This window comes from Gammaproteobacteria bacterium, assembly GCA_013817245.1.
Classification (GTDB): domain Bacteria; phylum Pseudomonadota; class Gammaproteobacteria; order HTCC5015; family HTCC5015; genus JACDDA01.
Genome location: JACDDA010000001.1, coordinates 66,034 through 90,593 on the forward strand (window position 1 = coordinate 66,034; position 24,560 = coordinate 90,593).

General features: G+C 44.7%; 24 protein-coding genes and 1 tRNA gene. 7 read left to right on the forward strand and 18 right to left on the reverse strand.

All coding sequences use genetic code 11. The annotated features are described in order from the left end of the window. Positions 1-20: 20 nt before the first annotated feature. The 5 genes from H0W44_00360 to H0W44_00380 all read right to left on the reverse strand — a co-directional run bounded on the left by H0W44_00360 (position 21) and on the right by H0W44_00380 (position 4,075). Positions 21-353: a copper-binding protein gene (locus H0W44_00360; GenBank protein ID MBA3580884.1), complete on the reverse strand. Its 333-nt coding sequence runs from the start codon at positions 351-353 to the stop codon at positions 21-23. Beyond that, complete coding sequence (locus H0W44_00365; protein ID MBA3580885.1) at positions 353-1,765, reverse strand: copper oxidase; 1,413 nt, start codon at positions 1,763-1,765, stop codon at positions 353-355. Before H0W44_00365 ends, H0W44_00360 begins: the two co-directional genes overlap by 1 nt. A gap of 25 nt (positions 1,766-1,790) precedes the next feature. Further along, a complete protein-coding gene (locus H0W44_00370) occupies positions 1,791-3,236 on the reverse strand; it encodes a TolC family protein (GenBank protein ID MBA3580886.1) in 1,446 nt (481 codons plus the stop codon). A 7-nt stretch (positions 3,237-3,243) separates the two neighbouring features. Next, a complete protein-coding gene (locus H0W44_00375; GenBank protein ID MBA3580887.1) occupies positions 3,244-3,624 on the reverse strand; it encodes a hypothetical protein in 381 nt (126 codons plus the stop codon). Positions 3,625-3,739: 115 nt separating this feature from the next. Then, positions 3,740-4,075, reverse strand: coding sequence for a hypothetical protein (locus tag H0W44_00380; protein ID MBA3580888.1), 336 nt, complete (start codon positions 4,073-4,075; stop codon positions 3,740-3,742). A gap of 248 nt (positions 4,076-4,323) precedes the next feature. On the opposite strand from H0W44_00380, the gene H0W44_00385 reads away from it, so the two are divergent. Then, positions 4,324-5,367 carry a hypothetical protein gene (locus H0W44_00385; protein MBA3580889.1) on the forward strand — a complete coding sequence of 348 codons (1,044 nt, stop codon included), beginning with the start codon at positions 4,324-4,326 and terminating at the stop codon, positions 5,365-5,367. Between the two features lie 50 nt (positions 5,368-5,417). Beyond that, positions 5,418-6,419, forward strand: coding sequence for a diguanylate cyclase (locus H0W44_00390; protein ID MBA3580890.1), 1,002 nt, complete (start codon positions 5,418-5,420; stop codon positions 6,417-6,419). A 58-nt stretch (positions 6,420-6,477) separates the two neighbouring features. On the opposite strand, the gene pyrC is transcribed toward H0W44_00390, so the two are convergent. The 8 genes from pyrC to rlmE all read right to left on the reverse strand — a co-directional run bounded on the left by pyrC (position 6,478) and on the right by rlmE (position 14,240). Then, positions 6,478-7,539, reverse strand: coding sequence for a dihydroorotase (gene pyrC, locus H0W44_00395; GenBank protein ID MBA3580891.1), 1,062 nt, complete (start codon positions 7,537-7,539; stop codon positions 6,478-6,480). Between the two features lie 266 nt (positions 7,540-7,805). Further along, positions 7,806-7,890: transfer RNA gene (locus H0W44_00400), tRNA-Leu, on the reverse strand. Between the two features lie 38 nt (positions 7,891-7,928). Beyond that, complete coding sequence (secG, locus tag H0W44_00405) at positions 7,929-8,351, reverse strand: preprotein translocase subunit SecG (protein ID MBA3580892.1); 423 nt, start codon at positions 8,349-8,351, stop codon at positions 7,929-7,931. Positions 8,352-8,356: 5 nt separating this feature from the next. Next, on the reverse strand, positions 8,357-9,118 hold the full coding sequence (locus tag H0W44_00410; GenBank protein ID MBA3580893.1) for a triose-phosphate isomerase: 762 nt from the start codon (positions 9,116-9,118) through the stop codon (positions 8,357-8,359). A gap of 136 nt (positions 9,119-9,254) precedes the next feature. After that, positions 9,255-10,595, reverse strand: coding sequence for a phosphoglucosamine mutase (gene glmM, locus H0W44_00415; GenBank protein MBA3580894.1), 1,341 nt, complete (start codon positions 10,593-10,595; stop codon positions 9,255-9,257). Between the two features lie 23 nt (positions 10,596-10,618). Then, positions 10,619-11,470: a dihydropteroate synthase gene (gene folP / locus H0W44_00420; protein ID MBA3580895.1), complete on the reverse strand. Its 852-nt coding sequence runs from the start codon at positions 11,468-11,470 to the stop codon at positions 10,619-10,621. 23 nt (positions 11,471-11,493) lie between these two features. Then, the gene (locus tag H0W44_00425; GenBank protein MBA3580896.1) at positions 11,494-13,410 is read right to left on the reverse strand and encodes an ATP-dependent metallopeptidase FtsH/Yme1/Tma family protein; all 1,917 of its coding nucleotides are present in this window, start codon (positions 13,408-13,410) and stop codon (positions 11,494-11,496) included. 209 nt (positions 13,411-13,619) lie between these two features. Continuing rightward, positions 13,620-14,240, reverse strand: coding sequence for a 23S rRNA (uridine(2552)-2'-O)-methyltransferase RlmE (gene rlmE, locus H0W44_00430; protein MBA3580897.1), 621 nt, complete (start codon positions 14,238-14,240; stop codon positions 13,620-13,622). 63 nt (positions 14,241-14,303) lie between these two features. On the opposite strand from rlmE, the gene yhbY reads away from it, so the two are divergent. From yhbY to H0W44_00455, 5 genes are all read left to right on the forward strand, one after another. Further along, complete coding sequence (yhbY, locus tag H0W44_00435) at positions 14,304-14,600, forward strand: ribosome assembly RNA-binding protein YhbY (protein MBA3580898.1); 297 nt, start codon at positions 14,304-14,306, stop codon at positions 14,598-14,600. Between the two features lie 17 nt (positions 14,601-14,617). Then, a complete protein-coding gene (gene tpx / locus H0W44_00440; protein ID MBA3580899.1) occupies positions 14,618-15,121 on the forward strand; it encodes a thiol peroxidase in 504 nt (167 codons plus the stop codon). Positions 15,122-15,338: 217 nt separating this feature from the next. Further along, the gene (gene sthA / locus H0W44_00445; GenBank protein ID MBA3580900.1) at positions 15,339-16,808 is read left to right on the forward strand and encodes a Si-specific NAD(P)(+) transhydrogenase; all 1,470 of its coding nucleotides are present in this window, start codon (positions 15,339-15,341) and stop codon (positions 16,806-16,808) included. A 20-nt stretch (positions 16,809-16,828) separates the two neighbouring features. Further along, complete coding sequence (locus H0W44_00450; GenBank protein ID MBA3580901.1) at positions 16,829-17,233, forward strand: transcriptional repressor; 405 nt, start codon at positions 16,829-16,831, stop codon at positions 17,231-17,233. Positions 17,234-17,323: 90 nt separating this feature from the next. Then, positions 17,324-18,343, forward strand: coding sequence for a quinone-dependent dihydroorotate dehydrogenase (locus H0W44_00455; GenBank protein MBA3580902.1), 1,020 nt, complete (start codon positions 17,324-17,326; stop codon positions 18,341-18,343). Between the two features lie 9 nt (positions 18,344-18,352). Here H0W44_00455 and H0W44_00460 read toward each other — a convergent pair whose 3' ends face one another. The 5 genes from H0W44_00460 to lnt are packed head-to-tail and all read right to left on the reverse strand — an operon-like array spanning position 18,353 to position 24,543. Next, positions 18,353-18,628, reverse strand: coding sequence for a hypothetical protein (locus tag H0W44_00460; GenBank protein ID MBA3580903.1), 276 nt, complete (start codon positions 18,626-18,628; stop codon positions 18,353-18,355). A gap of 33 nt (positions 18,629-18,661) precedes the next feature. Further along, a complete protein-coding gene (locus H0W44_00465) occupies positions 18,662-19,204 on the reverse strand; it encodes a hypothetical protein (protein ID MBA3580904.1) in 543 nt (180 codons plus the stop codon). Beyond that, a complete protein-coding gene (locus H0W44_00470; GenBank protein ID MBA3580905.1) occupies positions 19,185-21,647 on the reverse strand; it encodes a leucine--tRNA ligase in 2,463 nt (820 codons plus the stop codon). Before H0W44_00470 ends, H0W44_00465 begins: the two co-directional genes overlap by 20 nt. 7 nt (positions 21,648-21,654) lie before the next feature. After that, positions 21,655-23,037: a hypothetical protein gene (locus H0W44_00475; protein ID MBA3580906.1), complete on the reverse strand. Its 1,383-nt coding sequence runs from the start codon at positions 23,035-23,037 to the stop codon at positions 21,655-21,657. Between the two features lie 51 nt (positions 23,038-23,088). Then, complete coding sequence (gene lnt / locus H0W44_00480) at positions 23,089-24,543, reverse strand: apolipoprotein N-acyltransferase (GenBank protein ID MBA3580907.1); 1,455 nt, start codon at positions 24,541-24,543, stop codon at positions 23,089-23,091. Between the last annotated feature and the right edge of the window lie 17 nt (positions 24,544-24,560).

Genomic DNA, 24,560 nt, shown 5'->3' on the forward strand with positions numbered 1-24,560 from the left:
TGCATGTCGTAAATAATTAATCATGGTGTCACCTTTTTTAGCTGTATTTCAGTTACCAATATTGCGCCATCTTCTTCGACGGCTTTAAATTGAATTTGATCGCCGAGTTTAATCGTATCTAACAAAGCAGCCTCTTTTACCTGAAAGACCATCGTCATCGGCGGCATATTTAAATTTTTAATTTCCCGATGTTTAATCGTGATGGTACTAGCCTCTACATTTATTTTTCGTACCTCGCCTAAGGTGAACTCATTCATTGCTGCATAAACCGGCTCCACCAAAAAACCCATTAACAACACTGCTATCAGCATTTTTTTCATCATCATTCTCCAAAATAAATATTTAAAAAACATTAATGACCAGAATGGCCGCTAGGTTTACGAACTTTTACTTCAACATCTGGCGTATTGGTTTGCGCACGCGGCATTGCTTCACCGCTATTAGTAGATGATCGTTGTGGTTGTTGTAGTGCACCCGTATATTCAAATGCAACCGTCCCTTTAGGATGTTTAAACCAAGAAGGATTTTTATAATCACCCGGTTTTTGTTCGCGTCTCACTTTAAGCACACTAAACATGCCGCCCATTTCCACACCGCCAAAAGGTCCTTTGCCGGTCATCATGGGTATTGTGTTATCCGGCAATGGCATTTGCATTTCTCCCATGTCCGCCATACCACGTTCCCCCATCACCATATAATCTGGAATTAATTGTGTGATTTTTTTTGCAACTTCTTGATGCGGTACACCGATCAAAGTAGGCACGTTATGCCCCATCGCATTCATGGTGTGATGACTTTTATGACAATGAAACGCCCAATCCCCTTCTTCATTGGCGAGAAATTCTATTTGGCGCATTTGTCCCACGGCAATATCGGTTGTAACTTCTGGCCAACGCGCGCTATGCGGTATAGGCCCACCATCGGTGCCGGTGACAACAAATTCATGACCATGCAAATGCATCGGATGATTTGTCATGGTGAGATTACCAATACGAATGCGTACCTTGTCATTGAGCCTTACATTCAACGAATCAATGCCAGGGAAGATACGACTATTCCAACTCCATAAATTAAAATCGAGCATGGTCATGATTTTTGGTGTGTAACTACCCGGATCAATGTCATAGGCATTCAATAAAAAAACAAAATCTCTATCTACTTCTTCAATCAATGGATGTTTTTCTTTTGGATGCGTAATCCAAAAACCCATCATACCCATCGCCATTTGCGTCATTTCATCCGCATGCGGGTGATACATAAAAGTACCCGGACGACGCGCTTCAAATTCGTAAACAAACGTTTTACCAGGCTGAATAGAAGGTTGTGTTAAGCCAGAAACACCATCCATGCCATTAGGCAAACGTTGGCCATGCCAATGCACGCTCGTATGTTCTGGCAATTTATTCGTCACAAAAATTCGCACACGATCGCCTTCTACTACTTCGATCGTTGGCCCTGGACTTTGTCCGTTATAACCCCATAAATGCGCTTTAAAACCGGGCGCCATTTCACGCACTACCGGCTCCGCAACTAAATGAAATTCTTTTACGCCGCGATTCATTCGCCACGGTAAAGTCCAACCATTTAATGTCACTACAGGATTATAATCACGGCCTGTTTTAGGTATTAACGGCGGCATCGTATCCGGTTTAGTTTGCAAAACAGGTTCAGGCAATGCTGCTAACGCCACTTTACTAACAGAAGTGGCTGCTACTGCAGCTAATACCGCAGCACTGCCTTTAAAAAAATTACGTCTTGTTGTCATTTATTTAATCTCCATAAAATACAGTTCAATGAGATCCTGTGGTCACAGATGATTTCATCTCGCTCGCAGAAAAACCACTCATGTTGGGTTTACCGATCATGGACATTTGCAAATCGGTTTGAGATAACCAAAAATCTCGCTGCGCTTGAATATATTCATTGACCACCATAATTTGCGAACGCGCATCGGCTAGTAATTCAAATACGCCGATTAACATACCGTTGTAACGCAAAACATTTTCTTCGGAAATTTGTTTTGCAGTAGGCACCATGTCATCACGATAATGACGCGCAATATCAAAATTACTGCGATAAGAAAAATACGCTTCCCGCACTTCAGAACGTGCATTGATCGCTGCTTCCGCAGCTAAATTAATTTGTCGCATATAAACCGCCTCGGCTTTGGCAACTTTAGCGCCGCCCCAATCAAACAATGGCAATTCAAATGAAACCTCATAACCCTTTTTATATGGACCATCTTTTTGCCCTTCTAATATACGCACTGGCCCTGCCTCTAAAACATTAATAAAACGTGTGGTTTTATTTAAACCTAAGTTTTTAGCGAGAGCCGCCGTTTCTATTTTTAGCATTTGTAAATCTAAACGTTGCGCCATTGCGGTTTGCTCTATATTGGGCAAGTCATCCGCGGTTATTGGAAAATCGGGCAAACGTTCCGGCAATTGATAGTTAATTTGCATGCCCCACAAACCTAAATAACGCGTCAATTGTTCACGGCTTGCAAGAGCAGCTTGGGTTGCACGCGCAACATTTAACACCGCATCCGCATAAAAACCATGTTCGCGCGCTTGTTCTAATTTATTAAAATTCCCCACTTGCGCCATGCGCCGCGCCAACTCCGCACTGGCATCCGCTGCTTGCTGTACTTGCTGCATATAACGTTGCGTTTGCGCGGCTGCCACCGCTCGGTAATAAGCTTTGCGGGTTTCTGCGGCAACGCGCAAAACCTCTAACGCAGTAGCACGTTGCGCTTGTTCAAAACGCCGCTTTTCAATTGCCACTACACGCGGCATTGTTACTAAAGAAAAAATATTAAATGTTAACGCTTGCTCTATCGTGTATTCACGCGTGCCATTTTCAGTGGCACTTGCTTGCACTAAAGAAAGATGTGGATTAGTTAAACGCCCCGCTTGCACAAGATCGGCTTCGCTGATACCCAACTCATAATAAGCTGCTTGTAAACCTCGATTGTTTAACAACGCGATTTGCACAGACGTATCTACATCCAGAGGTTTTTCCAATAAATCAGTAACGCGCTGATTAATTATTTTTTTATCGGCGTCACTTCTAGCCCATACCAAATCTTGGCTTATATAGGGAGTAGCCATTGTTTGCACAGCGTTAAAGCCATTATCAGAACTAAATGTTGCGCAGCCATTTAATAAAAATAACGGCAGGCCTATAAGTGAGAGCCGATAAAATCGATCACCACCGCAGAATTTTTTTAAATACATCAACATATCATTCACCTGATTCTGTTTGATGGCCACGATGGGCATCATGCATAGAAGAATGATCCGCGGGTTTACTGATATCAGCCTCATCGGTATCAGCGCTTTCTACTTCACCCGCTGCTTCTGCGGCATATTTGCGCCAACCGCCAAGAGCGGCTACATGATCATTTGCGGCTTGCCATGAAATTATTTTTTCATTTTCAAAAGCACGATATTGACTAAAAGAGGATTCATAAATGACATCACAGACGATGGCTGCAGCATCGAGCGGATCTGCGGACGCAGCATTCGATTCTTGCGCAAAGACATTCGACAAATTAATTAAAAGGCACGCTGCAAATAAACAGGCGCTACGCAGGCCATAAAGGAAATAACTTTGAGTTTCCATAAAATTCTCGCATAAGAAACAAACCGCTCAAACGTAAAAAAATTACACGCTCAAGGTTAATTAAACGATACAGAACAACAGCGCAGATGGAAGCTTGCGTATTGCCTACGGCGTTTTAGGCGAGGATATTGCGCGGGGGTCGATCTAAAATATCGCTGACAACTGTAACAAAGGAGGCAGTTTCAACAACAAGGGGGCTAGGGTTAAAAAAGACAATAAAAGAAATTTTTGCATAACTTAGTAATGCTGCGGCATGACAACAATCAGCACACGCGCTGCATTTATTACCTTGGTGTTTTGATTGCTGCGACGCGGCTGATTCATCTAGCGATGTTGCAGTCGTATTTTCAGGTATAGATACTTTTGCCATCATGCCTTCGTGACACCCGCTCTTGATCATGACGGAGCTGTCTGGGCTAGCACTTTGCGTAACGGTAGTAGTCTTATTCATATTACAAAACAACATAGCGGACGCCGCCAAACCCTGCGTAGGGATGGCCAGCACCAGTAACCAAGCTATGCTCGTTCTGAGAAGTTTTAACATGCTTATAGCGTATACTAGGATATAAGGTTTTGCTGGGGTTTTTATCTTCCTCTGGACGAAACTTACCAGCGCGGGTAATGTAACGACAAAGCTCGCTTGCAAAAGCCAACGTAAGCTTTATGCTGGTTACACTATATTAGTGACGAGTGTTACAGATGACTGAACAACGCAAAGGTCTATTACTGGGTCGCAGCGAATTAGTTTGCGAGCAAGCCGCCAGCGTGGTTGTGCCGGGTGTACTCGCATGTCAGTTAATTCAGTATCACCCTTCTGCAGACGGTAGTTTAATTGCGTTAGGCATTCGTGATCTGCGCGACAATTATCAATGTTTAGATAGTTTTTATCATTCCAATAAAATCTCGCCCGTTATCACTCGCGTTCATGAAGAATTTATTTTAGAAATACGGAGTCTCAATAATCAATCCATCGAGCTGATGGTTTACGCAAACCCTCAAACTAAACCACTGTTGCTACGGCGCATAAAACGCCATGCGCGCATTTTGCGTTTACTGGGTCTTGGTACAATTAGTTTGCTGGCCTTATGGTTAAGCACGGGTTTATTGTATGACGTGTTTGCAACCTTGCAATTTCAATCGACAATTCGCGATTTCGCAACTGCCGAGCAATTACCACTTCCCGATTCTACGATATGGTTTGCGATTAAATCATTAGCGACCTTAATCGCTATCGGCGCGATTGTCGCGATGACGATACGCACAAGTTTTGAAGGTTTAATGTCCGCCAGTTTAATTTTGATCGGCATGTTGATGTACGAACAAGATCAAGATGAAAAAGCCCTAAAAGCGTTCGCGCAGCATTATCATTTAGCGCCGCTAACCGACAAACCTCATCCTCATATATATGGTGGGAATTATAAAAATCATGCCTTGTGGTTGTATTACGTGCCGCCATTATCTCATAGCAATGCGGAAGTAACGCCCATTAGCGCCGGCTTTAGCGTATCCGGCAAAATCATTTTAAAATTAGCCAATAACACTATCGATAATAATGTGCCTGCGCCTCGCAATAACACCAGCCCCGCTATTCAAACACTACCGAAGCATCGCATTTTGCGTTTTGCCGCGCATAACAGTGCACAAAACGATGGGTACAGTTATCTAGCGATTCGTCCGGCGCCTGACTCATTAGCGGAAATTGATTATTTAGCTAACGCCTTATATCAACAACACGGCCAATAAATTTCATACAAATAATATAAAGATTAAGTGTCTTTTGCCGCCAACTAGGCATGCAAACCACACCCCATCGCGTTTATTTTGTTGATGATGACCCACAGTTTCTAGCGGGGCTAGGTCGACAATTAAAAAATCTTAACCCTGATTGGAAAATAGAATATCTCAGCAGTGCTGCCCGCATTCTCGAAGATCCACATGCCTTTGGTAATGCCGTCATTGTTTTAGATTGGAATATGCCTGGCCGCAGCGGCATCGACATTTGTGAACATTTGCGCATGGATAGTTTAAGTGCGAGCTTAGAACGTCCTTACATTATTATTTTTACCGGCGCACAAAATAAAGATGCCGTCGTTACTGCGTTAAACAAAGGCGCAGATGATTTTATTAACAAGCCCGTTAATACGCACGAATTAATCGCACGCATTCAAGTAGGCTTACGTTTAATTCGCGCACAACAACAAGTGCAGATGTACGCCAATCAATTACATCAAATGGCGTATACCGACCCCCTCACGGGCATTTCTAATCGCTGGCGTGGCAATGACGCATTGCACAACGAACTCGCGCGCGTCGGCCGCGGTTTACAATCATTAGCGATATTATTAATTGACATAGACCACTTCAAAAACATTAATGATAAATTTGGTCACTTAGCAGGCGATTTGGCTTTGCAGACAGTGGCCACACAATTAAAACGTGGTTGTCGTGAATACGATGTTATTGCACGCTGGGGCGGCGAAGAATTCTTAGTCATTTGTCCGCAAATAGACGTATCTACTTTAGCGCAACTCGGCGAACGCTATCGGCGACTGATTGTGCAACTCAATACTCAAGATGCCGATCAAGCGGGTTTATCCGTGACCGTTAGCATTGGAGTATGCGGAATTCAAAGTGGCACACAAACCAGCGCAGAAACCATTATTGGACTTGCCGACCAAAAACTGTATGAAGCCAAAGAAGCAGGACGTAATCGCGTTTGTTATACATCTTTCGGAAAATCTAATGACGTAATAAATGACGCCAATCAAATACGCGCGCCTTCATTACCAAATTAATTTATTACATATGAGGGAATCACAATTTAATTTAACCCGGTAATTTCAATAGCTTTTGCTAGGCATTTAATTTCCACTCAATATTTTCACCCGCTCGCAGCGGCACCAAACTATCTTGCCCACCTAAACTCAGTTCTTGCGGAACCGTCCAGGATTCTTTCCGCAGAGTAATTTTATTTTGATTACGGGGCAATTTATAAAAGTCTGCGCCATAGTGACTAGCGAAATCTTCTAAAGCATCCAACGCATTCGCTTTTTCAAAAGCTTCGGCATATAACTCCATCGCCGCATGGGCGGTATAAATGCCCGCGCAACCACAACTGGTTTCTTTGGTATGACGTGCATGCGGTGCACTATCAGTACCTAAGAAAAATTTCTTATTATGGCTTGTGGCTGCGCGCACCAATGCCAAACGATGCACTTCTCGCTTTAAAATGGGCAAGCAATAATAATGCGGTCGTATTCCACCCTGAAACATTGCGTTGCGATTGAACAACAAATGATGCGCGGTAATCGTTGCTGCTACATTATCGGGAGCACCCATTACAAACTGAACCGCGTCTTGTGTTGTGACATGTTCCAGCACAACTCGTAAACCTGGAAAATGTTCAACGATAGCCACTAAATATTTTTCAATAAAGACTCGCTCACGATCAAACACATCAATCTCAGCATCCGTCACTTCGCCATGTAACAACAATGGTAAATCATGCTTTTCCATCGCAGCTAACACCGGATAAATGCGTGTTAAATCGGTTACACCATTTTCAGAATTGGTCGTTGCACCGGCAGGATAATATTTAGCCGCGCGCACCACGCCGCTAGCCTTTGCGCGCGCGATTTCTTCCGGCTGCGTCATATCCGTTAGATACAACACCATTAATGGTTCAAATGTAGAGCCCTGGGGTCGTGCCGCAATAATGCGTTCGCGATACGCTATTGCTTGCGCAGTGCTTGTTACGGGTGGTTTTAAATTCGGCATCACGATCGCACGCGCAAATTGCCGCGCTGTATCCACGAGCACAGCACGCATCGCATCGCCATCACGCAAGTGCAAATGCCAATCGTCGGGCTGGATAATCGTTAAAGAACTTAGAGATGCTGTGGGAGTGGTTTTCATGCTGCATTATCACATAAGACGAACACAAAATAATCTGTTCCAGCTGACAAGAATATTATTAAAAAAAATGCTTTTCTTCAATAAGGGAAGGCTCTCGCCATGAGGATTCTGCCGTCTCACTATTAGTTATTAGTTGACATTAAGAAACCCAGATCTGGTTCAACGATGATCATCAACTTATTTGAAAATAGAAACGCAGTGTTATGAGAATCAGTTGTTTATATTTCTAGCCAAGCTCCATAGCTTTTTATTTGATTAAATTAATGTGGTGCCGACGGTGAGACTCGAACTCACACAGCTTACGCCACTACCCCCTCAAGATAGCGTGTCTACCAATTCCACCACGTCGGCAATATTACTTTTATTGCACTTAACTTTATTGCTGATTGTTACTGTGCAGGGGGTACGTCTGCAGGTGTAGCGGGCGCCGTATTTGATGCAGGTGCAACACCAAAACCTTCACCAGGAACATCGCCGCCTAATTCTTGTAAGCGCGTTTGAATTGCAGCATTGTCTTTTTGTTCTAGTGCGCGTTTTTGTTCGTACTGTTCAACTATGCTGCTGCCTTCTGCAGGTTGGCGATGCGATGATAAATAAGCCAACACTAAACAATTAGCAAAAAAAACAATCGCTAAACCGGTGGTAAGTTTAGTTAAGAATGATGCTGAACCGCGCGCACCAAATACGGTTGCCGATGCGCCGCTACCAAATGCAGCACCCATGCTGGCGCCTTTGCCTTGTTGCAACAACACTAATGCAATAATAGAAATTGCAATTAAGGTGTGTAGTACTAATAATCCTGCATACAACATAGAGATCAACCTGCCGCGTAATAAATATCTAAAAAGTCCTTCGCTTGCAGCGAAGCACCACCAATTAACCCGCCATCAATATCGGGCTGCGAAAATATTTCTTTGGCATTGTTCGCTTTAACGCTGCCACCATAAATAATGCGTACTGCTGCTGCAATAACAGCATCGTGTTGCGTGAGTCGTTGCCGAATAAACGCGTGCACTGCTTGCGCTTGTTCTGGGCTTGCGGTTTTACCCGTGCCTATTGCCCAAACAGGTTCGTAAGCAATTACGGCGTTAACAAATGCTTTGATCGTACTTACTTGCAAGGCCGCATCTAATTGCTGCGCGATCACTTTTTCGGTAATACCTTGTTCGCGTTCCGCGAGCGTTTCGCCTACACACAAGATCGGAATTAATTTTGCATGTTGCGTCGCAACAAATTTTTGTGCGGTAAGTTGATCGCTTTCACCATAAACATGACGGCGCTCAGAGTGACCGATAATGACATAACGACAACCCACTTCTGCTAACATCGCCGCCGCAACTTCACCGGTAAATGCACCTTCGGCTTGTTCACTCACGTCTTGCGCGCCAACAATAATATTGCTGCCTTGCAGTTGTTGTGCAATTTCATTTAAGTAAACAAACGGTGGGCAAACAACTAATTCGCCTGCTGCTGCATTATTTTGCAAACCCGTTTTAATTCCCGCGAGCAATGCTTGAATGCTGGCGCGTGAACCATTTAATTTCCAATTACCCGCCACTAGCGGAATACGCTTAGTCATTATTAGCTCATTCATTCCGTGGGCAAGATCCACCCTTAAGGGGCAGGAATGGTACTCAGGGCAAGCTTATAAATCAATGCGGAATCTTGCGATAACCGGCGTCAATTTAAGCAAAACTCCATCAAAGCGGGATTTTCTAGGCGCGTCGAACCGCGATCGCAATATCTTCTGCCAGGGTCTTCACTAAACCCGGATCTCGACCTTCGACCATCACTCGAATCAAGGGCTCAGTACCCGACGGACGCAATAATACGCGACCACTGCTGGCCAAACGCTGTTCGGCCACCTGGAGCGCCGCTTGCACCGGTGAGTGCTGTAACACATCGCTGCTGTTTTGATGACTCGCCAGTGGCACATTGACCAAAATTTGCGGCAGTTTTTGCCAGCCTTTACGTAACTCCGCTAAAGACTGGCCGCTAGCAACAACGACCGCTAATACTTGCAAAGCGGCAACGATGCCATCGCCGGTAGGTGATTTATCGAGGCAGATAATATGCCCCGAGGTTTCACCGCCGACACACCAATTTTCTTGCTCTAACATTTCCAGCACGTATCGATCACCGACTTTGGCGCGACGAAATGCGATATTCATTTCACGAAACGCTAATTCCAAACCGAAATTAGTCATTTGCGTACCCACGATGCCGCCCGCTAAATCACCTTGCGCTAAACGTTGACGCGCTAAAATAAATAAAATGTCATCGCCATCTAATACTTCACCGCTAGCATCAACCATGATTAAACGATCGCCATCACCATCCAACGCAATCCCAATATCAGCGCCTAATTCAAGCACGGTTTTTTGCAAAGTTTGTGGATACACGGCGCCGCAATGATCATTAATATTTACGCCATCGGGTGTAACGCCAATGCTGGTAACGTGTGCACCTAATTCTGCCAACACTTTAGGCGCAATTTGATAAGTCGCGCCGTGCGCACAATCCACGACGATTTTTAATCCACTCAAATCTAAATGCGATGGAAATTTCGATTTGCAAAATTCAATATAGCGTCCCGCCGCATCCACAATGCGCGCAGCTTTACCGAGCTGCGCAGACTCTACGCAACGCATCGGTTGATCTAATAATGCTTCAATGGCTAATTCCGTTGCATCGGGTAATTTTTTGCCGCTGTGCGATAAAAATTTAATGCCATTATCGTAATAAGGATTATGCGATGCCGAAATCACTATGCCTGCGGACGCGCGCAAAGTTTGCGTAAGATACGCAATAGCGGGTGTTGGCATAGGACCTAATAAACGAATATCAACACCCGCAGCAGAAAATCCTGCTTCTAATGCAGACTCAAACATATAACCTGAGATGCGCGTATCTTTACCAATCAACACACGACCTTCACCGGGTTGACACAATACTTGTCCGGCTGCCCAACCGAGCTTCATGACAAATTCAGGCGTTAACATAGACTCACCGACTTTGCCGCGTATGCCATCGGTACCAAAATAACGTCGACTCATTTTTTAATCCTTTGTTGCATTTTTTATGCGCTAAACGCTTGCCAAATTTTTAATGCATCGTTGGTTGCGCCAACATCATGCACTCGCAAAATATGCGCGCCTTGCTGAGCCAAATAAAGCGCCGCGGCGACACTCGCGGATAAACGTTCATCAACAGCACGAATTTTTTGATCATGCTGTACTAACGTACCCAAAAAACTTTTACGTGACACGCCGACTAATACGGCGAATCCTAAATTAACTATTTCAGGCAATTGTTTTACTAATGTCACATTGTGCGCAAGTGATTTACCAAAACCAAAACCCGGATCCAACATCATATGTTGACGCGCTAAACCCGCAGCTGCACAGGTGGTTACGCGATTTAACAAAAATTGTTTTACTTCACTCACCACATCATCGTAGTGCGGAGTTATTTGCATATTGGTGGGTTGACCCTGCATATGCATTAAACACACCGGCACATCCAAAGAAACCGCTGTCGCTAATGCACTCGGCATTTGCAGCGCACGCACATCATTTATTAAATGGGCGCCCGCTTTAATAGCCGCTTCCATTACGACAGGTTTGCTAGTGTCGACCGAAATCCACACATCGAAACACCCTGCTATGGCTTCTATAACGGGAATAATACGCGCTAATTCTTCATTTTCTGTGACAGTTTGTGCGCCAGGCCGAGTTGATTCGCCGCCGACATCTAAAAAAGTCGCGCCTTCTTGTAATAAACGTTCTGCTTGATATAAAGCATCGTCAACAGTTTGAAATTGACCGCCATCAGAAAAAGAATCAGGCGTGATATTTAAAATGCCCATCAGCCGTGGTTGTGATAACACCAACTGACGAGCACCCGATTGCAATGTAATAAATTCGCTCATGCGATTTAAGACAAAACTAAAATTTAATGCAGACTAGCAGGATCACCAATCGTGCCGCTCGCATCCGCCGATTTATCTTCTTTAGAATCGGAAGAGCTACCGGATCCATCATTACCCCAATCTTGGGGCGGGCCCGGTTCACGACCTTCCATCACTGCATCAATTTGATTTTTATCAATCGTTTCATAACGCATCAAGGTTTCCGCCATAATGTGCAGCTTATCAATATTGCTTTGCAAAATAGTGACTGACCGCTGATAGTTTTGATCAATGATGGTACGCACTTCTTGATCAATCGCACGCGAGGTTTCATCGGCCAAATTTTTATGCTGCGTCATCGTGCGCCCTAAAAATACTTCGCCTTCTTCTTCGCCGTACGCTAATGGGCCCATCTTGGTAGACAATCCCCAACGTGTCACCATGTTGCGTGCAATCGCCGTCGCGCGTTCAATATCATTGGACGCACCGGTGGTTACGCGATCCGCACCAAAAATAAGTTCTTCGGCAATCCGTCCACCAAACAAACTTGAAATCTGACTATTCAATTTTTGTTTGCTAATGCTGTAGTGATCTTGCTCCGGCAAAAACATCGTTACACCTAAGGCACGACCCCGCGGAATAATGCTGACTTTATAAACCGGATCATGCTCAGGAACCGTTAAGCCGACAATCGCATGACCTGCTTCGTGATATGCAGTTAGGCGTTTTTCTTCGTCATCCATCACCATCGAACGACGTTCTGCGCCCATCATGATTTTATCTTTCGCACGTTCAAAATCTTCCATTTCCACCGTGCGCTTGTTACTGCGCGCAGCAAACAATGCGGCTTCATTAATTAAATTCGCTAAGTCTGCGCCCGAAAATCCTGGCGTACCGCGCGCGATGATGGCGGGTTTTACATTGTCCGACAAAGGTACTTTGCGCATATGCACTTTCAAAATTTGTTCGCGACCACGAATATCCGGTAACGGCACAATCACTTGACGATCAAAACGACCCGGCCGCAACAAAGCAGGATCTAATACATCAGGACGATTAGTCGCAGCAATAATGATGACGCCTTCATTACCTTCGAAGCCATCCATTTCAACCAACAACTGATTTAACGTTTGTTCGCGCTCATCATGACCACCGCCTAAACCGGCGCCACGATGACGACCGACCGCATCAATTTCATCGATAAAAATAATGCACGGTGCGTGTTTTTTGGCTTGCTCAAACATATCGCGCACCCGCGATGCGCCCACGCCTACAAACATTTCGACAAAGTCAGAACCTGAGATCGTAAAAAACGGCACTTTCGCTTCGCCCGCAATGGCACGCGCTAATAAGGTTTTACCCGTACCAGGTGAACCCACCATTAATACACCGCGTGGAATCATGCCTCCGAGTTTTTGAAATTTGCCCGGATCGCGTAAAAAATCCACCAATTCACGGACTTCGTCTTTGGCTTCGTCTACGCCCGCCACATCGGCAAAGGTAACTTTGACTTGGTCTTCGCCCAGTAGCTTGGCTTTGCTTTTACCAAATGACATCGCGCCGCGACCACCGCCTTGGCTCATTTGACGCATCAAATACATCCACAAACCAAACAGCAGTAATAAAGGCAACAAATTAATAATAATCGCCCAAATAGGCGATGGCGCTTCTGGCTCTTTGCCGGTGATGCTGACATTGTGATCGCGCAGTGCTTTGATCAAAGGGCCATTCAAGGTTTCAGGGTTATACACCGTGAACTCTTCGCCACTGGTTAATTTGCCCAAGATACGCGTACCTTGAAGCGTGACTTGCTCTACCGAGCCGCCATCCACACGATCAAGAAATTCAGAATAGCCCAGCGTTTGCGGAGCACCGCTTTGTTCATTGATTTTGGTAAACACCGTCCACAACACCAGACCAATGACCAACCACAACAAAACATTTTTAATCAGCTCGTTCAAGGGGGAAATCCTATGCAAATGTTGAAAAACTCGCCAAGAAACTGTTTTAATGCCGGCGACGCGCTTGATAGACCAATGCTAGCACAGACCGTTCCTACGGACACTGAATCGGCGGAATACCGTTTCAGGAGGGAGAGATAAGGAAATGGGGACGATTAGTTATTTTTAAAGTAGTTGAATTTAAATTGGCTGGGTTCCAGCTAATTAAATTAAGGCTTAAAGCCCGTCGCCAACACATAAACCTCTCGACTACGCGGCCTTGATGCGCGGGGTTTACGCACGTTCACCGCGGTAAAATGCTGCCGCAAATCGACCAAAAATTGTTCACTGCCTTCGCCCTGGAACATTTTGCTTAAAAACAGACCGCCCGGTCGCAGGACGCGGCAGGCCGTGTCATGAGCTAATTCCACTAAATACATAGCGCGGGGAATATCCACGGCGTCGGTGCCGCTCATATTCGGCGCCATATCGGATAACACCGCATCTGCCTTATTGCCCCCCAAGGCCCTCAAAATAGTATCGAGCACCTCGGCTTCGCGAAAATCCCCTAAAACAAATTGCACACCGGCCAAACCATTCATGGGCAATATGTCCGTAGCTAAAACTTTGCCTGGTTCGCCGACACGCTGCGCCGCGTATTGCGACCAACCGCCGGGCGCTGCGCCTAAATCCACCACGGAATGGCCAGGTTTCAGCAAACGGTATTTTTCATCCAACTCCATCAACTTATAAACCGCACGCGAGCGATAACCTTCACGCTGCGCCCGCAACACATACTCATCATCGAAATGCTCTTTCATCCACCGCTGACTGCTTTTACTTTTCGCCATAACTCCCCATAAATCCAATTCTGCCTTCTGCTAAACTACGCGCCCATTATCAAAGGAAACACCATGCCAATCTCGGTCGATCAAAAGAAATATCTGCGCGGCTTGCTACACGCCATTAAACCCGTGGTTATTATCGGCCAAAATGGCTTAACGGAGAACGTCAATGCAGAAATTGATGCGGCATTGACCTATCACGAACTAATCAAAATCAAAATCAGCGCTGAGCGCGACGAACGCGAAACCATCGTCGCTGCGATTTGCGAACAACATAACGCCGACCGCGTGCAATATATCGGCAAAATGCTGAGCTTGTATAAACGCAACAAACAAAAACCTCGTATTACTCTTCCAAAACCTTAACCTACACAGGAATCATCATGGCCAATATCACCTTACGCGGCAATCCCATTCATACCAACGGTGACTTACCCAAAGTCGGCAGCACTGCCCCCGATTTCAAACTCACCAATCGTAGCTTACAAGATTTATCACTGGCCGATTTTGCTGGCAAACGTAAAGTCCTCAACATCGTGCCGAGTTTAGATACGCCGACTTGCGCAACTTCAGCACGCAAGTTTAATGAAAAAGCCTCTGCATTAAAAAACACCGTGGTGTTAGTTATTTCAGCTGACTTACCATTTGCGATGAAACGTTTTTGCGAAGTAGAAGGCTTAGCGAATGTTGAACCTTTATCATTAATGCGCTCGCGTCAATTCTTACAAGACTACGGCGTCTTATTGCAAGACGGCCCATTAGCCGGCATCGCCGCGCGTTCAGTTGTAGTGTTAGATGAAAACAATAAAGTATTACATGCAGAATTAGTTGCAGAACTGAGCGAAGAACCTAATTATGATGCCGCATTAAAAGTATTAGGCGCATAATTATTTAATGTAACAACCCGCGATTTGGCGTTACCGTATTCACGGAACGCCAAATGCGTTTTCAAAATCTTCAAATCTCTGTCGCATTTACTCCGATTAGAAATAACGCGATTTCAAACGTCACTTTTCTCTGTACACAATAACCTCAAGCGCGTCGCTTAAATGCCGCTAACGCTACTACAGGCTATTCACCTCATGCCTCACAAAAGGATAGTGTATGCAACGTTATGACATGTTGGTCATCGGTAGCGGCCCAGCGGGACAACGCGCGGCTGTGCAGGCTGCAAAATTGGGCAAACGCACGGCGATTATTGATCAACGTTCACACGTCGGTGGTGTGTCGGTGCATACCGGTACGATTCCAAGTAAAACCTTGCGTGAAACCGTTTTATATTTAACGGGTTGGCGTCAACGCGGTATTTATGGCCGCAGTTATAAAGTCAAACAACATATTTGTGCGCAAGATGTGATGCAACGTTTAGATGTCACGCTGAAACATCAAGTTGAAGTCATGCAGCATCAATTAAATCGTAATGGCGTAGATGTTATTGTCGGCAGCGCCGCGTTTCATAATCCGCATGAGTTACACGTTCAAGGTGCCGCCGGTGAAAGCACGTTGTACTACGGCGAACATATTGTTGTCGCTTGTGGCACCGAACCTTATCGCCCCAGTGATATTCCTTTTGATGGCAGTAGTATTTTAGACAGTGACGATATTTTAAAAATTTCGTATCTACCCAGAACTTTAACCATTGTCGGTGCGGGTGTGATTGGCGTGGAATACGCCACTATTTTTAGCGCGTTGGATGTTGAAGTAACTTTAATCGAAGGTCGTGATGCCATTCTCGACTTTGTTGATGATGAGATCATTGAAACCTTTGTACATCAAATGCGTGACAATGGCATGATCTTGCGTTTCAACGAACGTGTTAGCAGCATTAAAAAAACCAGCGATGGCAAAGTTATCACCGCACTCGCCAGTGGCAAACGGGTGCGTAGTGACATGGTGCTCTACGCCGCTGGCCGTGTTGGCGCAGCCAAACATTTAAAATTAGAAAACGCGGGTTTAGAAGCAGATGTGCGTGGTCGTTTAACGGTGAACGCGCAATACCAAACGTCAATCAATCATATTTATGCCGCGGGTGACATTATTGGTTTCCCAAGTTTGGCCGCAACGTCGATGGAACAAGGTCGCTTAGCGGCGTGTCATGCTTTTCAACATATAGCTCACAGTAATACTTCATTTTTTCCTTATGGTATTTACGCCGTGCCAGAAATTAGTATGGTTGGTCAAACGGAACAAGCGTTAAAAGAAGCTGGCATTCCTTATGAATCCGGCATTGCGCGGATTCGCGAAACTGCACGCGCACAAATCATGGGCTTACAAGATGGTTTGTTAAAATTATTATTCGCGATTGATGATAGGCGCTTGTTGGGCGTACATATTGTTGGCGAAGGCGCGACTGAATTAATTCACATTGGCCAAGCGGTATTATCCTTAGGCGGTAAATTAGATTATTTTGTAGAAAGCACGTTTAACTACCCTACCCTGGCTGAAGCCTACAAAATTGCAGCCTTAAATGCGTGGAATAAACTTGCTGCTTATTCAGCAACATCGGTTATCGACACTAATAAATCCCAAGAAAATTCTATTGAAACCGGCAAACGGCGTTTAAAAACTGTCTAGGCTATGGCTATAATGAGCACATGCAACACGACGCCATCATTAACTTATTAAACACGCACAATATCTTGCCCACGCAGCAACGCATCGAGCTGGGACAGTTATTGTTTGCACGTGCTCAACATCTCAGCGCCGAGATTTTAATCAACCAATTAAAAACGCAAGGTAGTCGCATTTCACGCGCGACGGTTTATAACACCTTAAATTTGTTTGCGGATAAAGGTTTGTTAAATACCGTTCCTATTACACCTAGCCATGTTTTATACGACACTAACACTGCACCGCATTATCATTTATACGATGCCAGCACCGGTGAGCTCACCGATATTGCGTGTGAACAAATACATATTGATCAATTGCCTAATTTACCGCACGGTTTGGTGATCGATCACATGGATATTATCTTACACATCAAAAACACGGTGTAATATTCGCATTGACTCTTAGTACTGGCAGCTAGCTGCTACGCACAAAAATCGCTATAGTGCGCATTCATCTCGTCATACACGTAAAACAAAATGAATTTATATCACGGCTTACGACCTTTTTTATTTTCGCTCAATGCTGAAACTGCGCATCATTTAACCTTGCAAGGTTTGCGCGCTACGCCGCCACACTTATTGCAAAAAATGTTTCCCGCGCCACCAGCGGATCCACAAGAACTTTGGGGTTTGCGCTTTCCAAATCGCATTGGTCTTGCCGCGGGTTTAGATAAAGACGGCGAATGTATTGATGGCTTAGCGGCATTAGGATTTGGATTTATTGAAATAGGTACCGTCACGCCACGCCCACAAAGCGGCAATCCAAAACCACGTTTGTTTCGTTTACCGGAACATCACGCCATCATTAATCGCATGGGATTTAATAACAAAGGAATTGATCACTTAATTCGCCAAGTACAACACGCGCAATTTCGCGGTGTATTAGGTATTAACATTGGCAAAAACAAAAGCACGCCCGACGAGCAAGCCCTAGATGATTATTTGCATTGCTTGCACAAAGCGTATGCGCACGCCAGCTATATCACTATTAACATTTCATCGCCAAATACGCCGGGCTTACGTAACTTACAACAAGCCGATGTGTTAGCGGTATTATTAAAAAGCTTATATCAGGCTCGTGACGTTTTAAAAGACCAACAAAAAAAATACGTACCACTATTAATTAAACTCGCGCCAGATTTAGATGCAACAGCTCTGACTGATATTGCAGCGGTATTAAATCAACAAGCGGTAGATGGCGTCATCATGAGCAACACCACGCTTAATCGCGAATTAATCGCACAACATCCTTTAGCACAAGAAAGCGGTGGTTTAAGTGGACAACCTCTTAAATCTTTTGCCGACCGTGCGCTAGCCACTTTACGCGGCGAACTTAACAACACCATTTCAATTATTGGCGTGGGTGGTATTCAATGCGGACAAGACGCAGCCGACAAACGTGCTTTAGGCGCAAGCTTAGTACAAATTTACACGGGTTTAATTTATCGCGGACCGAAATTAATTAAGGAATGCAGTATTGCTATGGGTACAAATTAACTTTCAGACTCAAGCGTCACCGGGTTTCCAATGGCCGAAGCTTTCTTGTACTTTACCGCGCTTTTTTAATTCTTCTTCTAATACATAATTAGAAAAACCAGTTAGCTGACTCATCACTCGCTTTAAGTCTTCTCCGGGCGCATCCATTTCTGCTACTACCACCGCCGTAATCGCGGCTAAATATTGCGCCGCCATAAATGGATCGCTGGCAGCCGCATCATGCGTGCTAACCGTTTGCATAATTGCTTTAATTAACTCACTGGATAACCGTAATTCACCGCTCATAAAATATTCTCAATAATATTAAATTAAATTTTTTTACTTATCAGGTGGCTGATTTTTTTGCCGAGCTTTGAATTTCGCCATACGACGCATCATTTGTTGCAAAGCTTTTTGCCGTAACTCACTCACTACGCGTTGCTCTTCGTCCTGCGCTGCTAAAACCGCCAAAGGATCAAAGCGATAACTGCCCGATAAAGCGATAATACCGCCGGGCAAGTCTGCCGTTAATTCTTCACCAGTCTCCGCAGCGGCTGGCTCGCCGCGCAAGGTTAATGCGTAATTTAAACTATATTCCAAATCGTATTCATAAACGCGACCAAAAGAATCTACGCTTAATACTTTCTTTTTAATATTTTCACTAATAATACGTAATTGCGCAGCAGCATCTTTTTCTACCACTTTGACATTCGCTTGATCCAGCATGCGTTGCAAATCGCGTTGTGTTGCCAATGGCAACGATTCAGATTGCACTTCCAACGGCTGCCATGCAGGTGGTAAATCAATGTCGCCACGCAGATGAAAACCGCAACCGGTAAACAATACGGCAATAACAACGATACTATTCTGCAATAACGACATTTACTAATTTCCCAGGTACAACGATAATTTTACGCACAGCTTTACCTTCCACAAAACGTCGCACATTTTCTTCATTTAAGGCAGCAGCTTCAACTGTGGCTTGATCTGCATGCACATCGACAGCAATGCGCCCGCGCAATTTACCATTAACCTGCACCACTATGTCTACTCGATCTTGTTGCAAAGCAGCTTCATCTACTAATGGCCAAGCTTGATCGATTAAAGCAGTAGTATGACCTAATGTCTGCCAGAGCTGATGACAAATATGTGGCACCATCGGCGACAACATCAGCGTAAGGCCTTCTAACGCTTCTTGTGTAATTAAACGGCCTTGGACACTGACGTCATTAAATTTATATAAATCGTTTACTAATTCCATGTTGACTGCAATCGCGGTATTAAAAGTGTAACGCCGCTGCATGTCATCACCTACTTTGACAATGGTATTATGCAGTTTACGACGAATCGCTTTTTGTTCATCGCTTAATTCGCTTTGATTAATCATGGCTCTAGGCACTACGCCTCGTTGCGTATGATCGTATACTAAACGCCATAAACGTTTTAAGAAACGCGAAGCACCTTCAACACCATCATCCGACCATTCTAATGATTGTTCAGGAGGCGCAGCAAACATGATAAATAAACGTACGGTGTCCGCGCCATATTTTTCAATCAATGCTTGCGGATCTACCGTGTTACCTTTGGATTTAGACATTTTAGCGCCATCTTTAAGCACCATGCCCTGCGTGAGTAAACGCTTAAACGGTTCTTTCGATGTTACCAAACCCGCGTCTCGTAATAGCTTGTGATAAAAACGCGCATACAATAAATGCAAAATGGCATGTTCAATCCCACCAATGTATTGATCTACGGGCAACCAATGATCGGCATTTTTATCTAACATCGCATCATTATTATTACGCGCGGTATAACGTGCGTAATACCAAGATGATTCCATGAAAGTATCAAAAGTATCGGTTTCACGTTTAGCAGGGCCATTACACAGCGGGCACGTCGTTTCATAAAACGATGGCATGATTTTAATGGGCGATGCAACACCTTCAAACTGCACGTCTTCTGGCAAAATAACCGGTAGTTGATTTTCTGGTACAGGCACATCACCACATTGCTGGCAATGAATCATCGGAATCGGCGCGCCCCAATAACGTTGACGCGAAACGCCCCAGTCACGTAAGCGATAATTAATTTTAATTTGGCCTTTTTGCTGCGCCTGCAAATAACTAGCAATGGCTTTAAATGCTTGTTGCGAAGTTAGGTCAGAAAATTCACCGGAATTTTTTAATAGGCCTTTTTCAGTATAAGCAGCCTTGGTTAAATCAACGCTTGAATCGTCGAGGGGATAAATAACTTGTTGTATGGGCAATTGATATTGCTGCGCAAATTCCCAATCTCGCTGATCATGTGCAGGCACTGACATCACCGCGCCGGCGCCGTATTCAATTAACACAAAATTCGCAATCCAAATTGGCACACTCGCGCCGGTAATAGGATGCGTGGCACGATAGCCAGTATCGATGCCTAACTTTTGCATCGTCGCCATTTCGGCTTCAGCAAGTTTAGTTTGTTTGCAATTTTTTATAAAAGTCGCAATCGCCGAATTATTCAGCGCCGCTTGTTTTGCTAAAGCATGTTCCGCTGCTACTGCAACATAGGTCACACCCATTAAAGTATCTGGGCGCGTGGTATAGACTGTTAACAGTTCAGCAAAATCATTAACTACGAATTGTAATTCCACACCTTCCGAACGGCCTATCCAATTACGCTGCATGGTTTTTACGGCGTCTGGCCATTCATCTAATGTTTCTAAATCATTCAACAAATCTTCCGCGTAATCAGTGATGCGCAAAAACCATTGAGGAATTTCACGTCGCTCAACGGGTGCGCCCGAACGCCAACCTTTACCGTCGATGACTTGCTCATTTGCTAATACTGTTTGATCAACTGGATCCCAATTCACTGTCGCAGTTTTTTTATACGCCAAGCCTTTTTTATACAACTGAATGAACATCCACTGTTCCCATTTATAATACTCAGGTCGACAAGTGGCTATTTCACGGCTCCAGTCATAGGCAAAACCTAATTGTTTTAATTGCGTACGCATGTACGCCATGTTTTCGTAAGTCCATTGCGCGGGCGCTACATTATTTTTAAGCGCGGCATTTTCTGCTGGCAAACCAAACGCATCCCAACCCATTGGCTGAAAGACGGTTTTACCCCGCATCCGTTGATAACGTGAAATCACATCACCAATAGTGTAATTACGCACATGCCCCATGTGCAAACGGCCACTGGGATAAGGAAACATGGATAAACAATAAAAAGTATTTTCTTTAGTAGTGATATCAACCACAAAACTTTGCTGCTGATCCCAAAATATTTGGGCTGCGAGTTCGATTAACTTATGATCATATTGTTCTTGCATGAAAAAATTAGAACTCCGCTGGCGGTGAATCAGTAAGAATATCGTCTTCGCCCAAATAAGGACCTGTTTGTATTTCAAGTATTTCTAAAGTAATCGCGCCGGGATTATGCAAGCGATATTCTTTGCCCATCGGAATTTGTAAACTTTGATGTTCGGTTAAAAGTTGCGAACCTTCCGCCAATTGAATTCGCGCCGTGCCGTGTAAAATCAACCATGATACATAACGATGATGATGCCACCGGGCCTCCCATGTTTGGCCCGGTGCTAAACGATGACGTTGTACAATTAAATTTGCATCGCGCGCCAATACTGCCGTATCACCCCACGCATGGAACTCATGGATCGCGCGCTGGGTTTCGCTGCCCTGCGCACGCTGCATACGGGCTACTAATTCACTAATATCTTTAATGCGCGAACGATCTGCGATTAACACAGAATCCGCTGTTTCTACTACGATGTGATTACGCACACCTAATAAGGCTAATTTTCGATTCGCTGATAACGCGACTAAATTTTGACAATCTTGCGTGACCACATCGCCTAATACTAAATTGTTATGTTTATCAGGCACGCGAGTATCAATCACATCTTGCCAATTTTGACACCGCACCGCACTGTGATTTAACGCTAACCACCAGGTGTGTCCTTCCGTATCAAGTAATAAATCTAATAGGCTCAGATTTTTTTCCGGTAACTCCGGCAACTTCGTTAAACGTAAAATATTGTCTTTGCGTTTTGCTTGCGCATAAACCTGTTTGCACGCATCAAACCAAGCAGCGTGAGTATTAAAACGTTGTAAACAGGTTTTACTATTTAACATGCACATATCAATAGCGTGCGCAGTAATTGCCTCTGCGTTACCACGACCTGCACGCGCGCGCAAAATGCCTTGCGTATCTAACCACCACGTGGTTTTACCGCTTACCGGCAACACGGGACACTCACCAAAGGCACCGACATAACCATCGCGCGCGGGCAATAAAGCTTCACTAATAATCATTTCAAAGTCGGCGGGGTTTTGTATCTGCAAATCACCGGGCACAAACCACAACACGGAATCAGTATCATAAACAGCAGCTTCTAATGCCGCGCTGGCTTTAGCCGCTAATGCATCCGTCGCTTCGGGCACCGCAATCCAACGCACTGGCACACCTTGTAAAGCGCCGCGCGCATGATCCAACCACGTATCACGCACTACCACTAACGGTCGACTATCCGGTGCAATACTCATGATGACGTCTAATAAACGCCGCAACGGTACAACGTGCTGATCTTGCGATAACAAACTAGACGCTAATGATACCGAAAGGGAAACTGGCGCAGCCGTTCGCGCTAAAGGCCAAAGTGCAGGGGTAGTGTCTAATACTTCGATGATCGGAGTGATGTTCAAGGCACTGACCTACTTTTATTGACGAGTTTGACTGAATGCTGCTGCGCTATTCTACTGCTTAGCCGCACGCCCGCAAAACCGCTGATAATAAAAACCACCCACCAATGCGGCTATTACGCAAAATAATAACAAGTAGTGACCTAAACGCACATAAGGCGTGGCACCCATTAATAAAGGCACATCTACAATTAACACGCCGGCTTGAAAAGATGCCAAGCGTGAAGTCACTGCGCCTTGCGGCGTAATCATCGCGGTAATGCCCGTGTTAGTAGCACGCAATAAATAACGACCACTTTCACGCGCACGAGTTTGTGCAATTTGTAAATGTTGATAAGGCGCTAACGAATCACCAAACCATGCATCATTACTCACGTTCACCAGAAAATCCGCTTTAGGTAATTGTTCGCGGTAAACTTCATCGTAAGCTGATTCATAACAAATCGTTACACCCACATCGACATCACCTACTAACAAGGGTGATTGTTGTGCGGGCCCATTATCAATATCTGACATCGGAATTTGCACAAAGCGATTCATAAAAGCTAATAAACCGCGCAACGGCATGTATTCTCCAAACGGCACTAAACGTTGTTTGTGATAAGCCTGCTTCGTATCAACAACTAACAAACTGTTGTAGTACACACCGGTACTGCGCTCATAAAAAAAGATGCCGGTTAATAAATGTCCGTGTCGCGGCAAGGTATGTAAATTCGTTTGAATGGTTTGCAAATAAGGTTGAACGGTTTCCTGAAATGCAGGCAATGCGGTTTCTGGCCATAATAATATATCTACGTCGCCGACTGTTGCACTTAACTCAGCGTAACGCTGTTGACTGATCGGTAAACCTTGAGCACCTAATTTAATTTCTTGTCCTAAATTACCTTGCACTAACGCCACTCGCTTAGTGCTATTTTGTAATTGCGTCCATTGCACATCTTGTAACGCAAACGTTAGGAGTAACAAACCACCTAAACTAATCAACGCAGCCGACCAATAATTTGGTGTGCTAACCCATAATGCAATGCTCGCTGCACATAAAGCCACTAACGCACCACAACCAAACACACCAATCACCGGCAAGAATGCACCCAACGGTGATTCCGCTTGGCCATAACCCATCAATAACCACGGGAAACCCGTTAAGACATAACTACGTAACCATTCAGTCAATAACCACAATACTGGAATAGCCACTAACCAATATAAACGTGCATCGTAAATACGTTTACGTAAGTACGCAGCGAGCGCAGAAAATGCAGCAAAATAAGCCGCCATGGTTAAAATTAACGCAACCGTGATAAAACCGGCAACGAATGGATGCGCATCACCAAAATCATGCAAGCTGTTGTAAACCCAACTAATGCCTACGCCAAACATGCCGAGGCCAAAACAAAATCCATCAGCCGCCGCGGTGCGCGGAAGATTGCCCATGCTCCATAACCACCACGCAGCTAACAGCAACGGTGCTAACCACCATGCACCAAAAGGCGCAAAACATAATGGCATAAGCGCGCCTAAAAAAA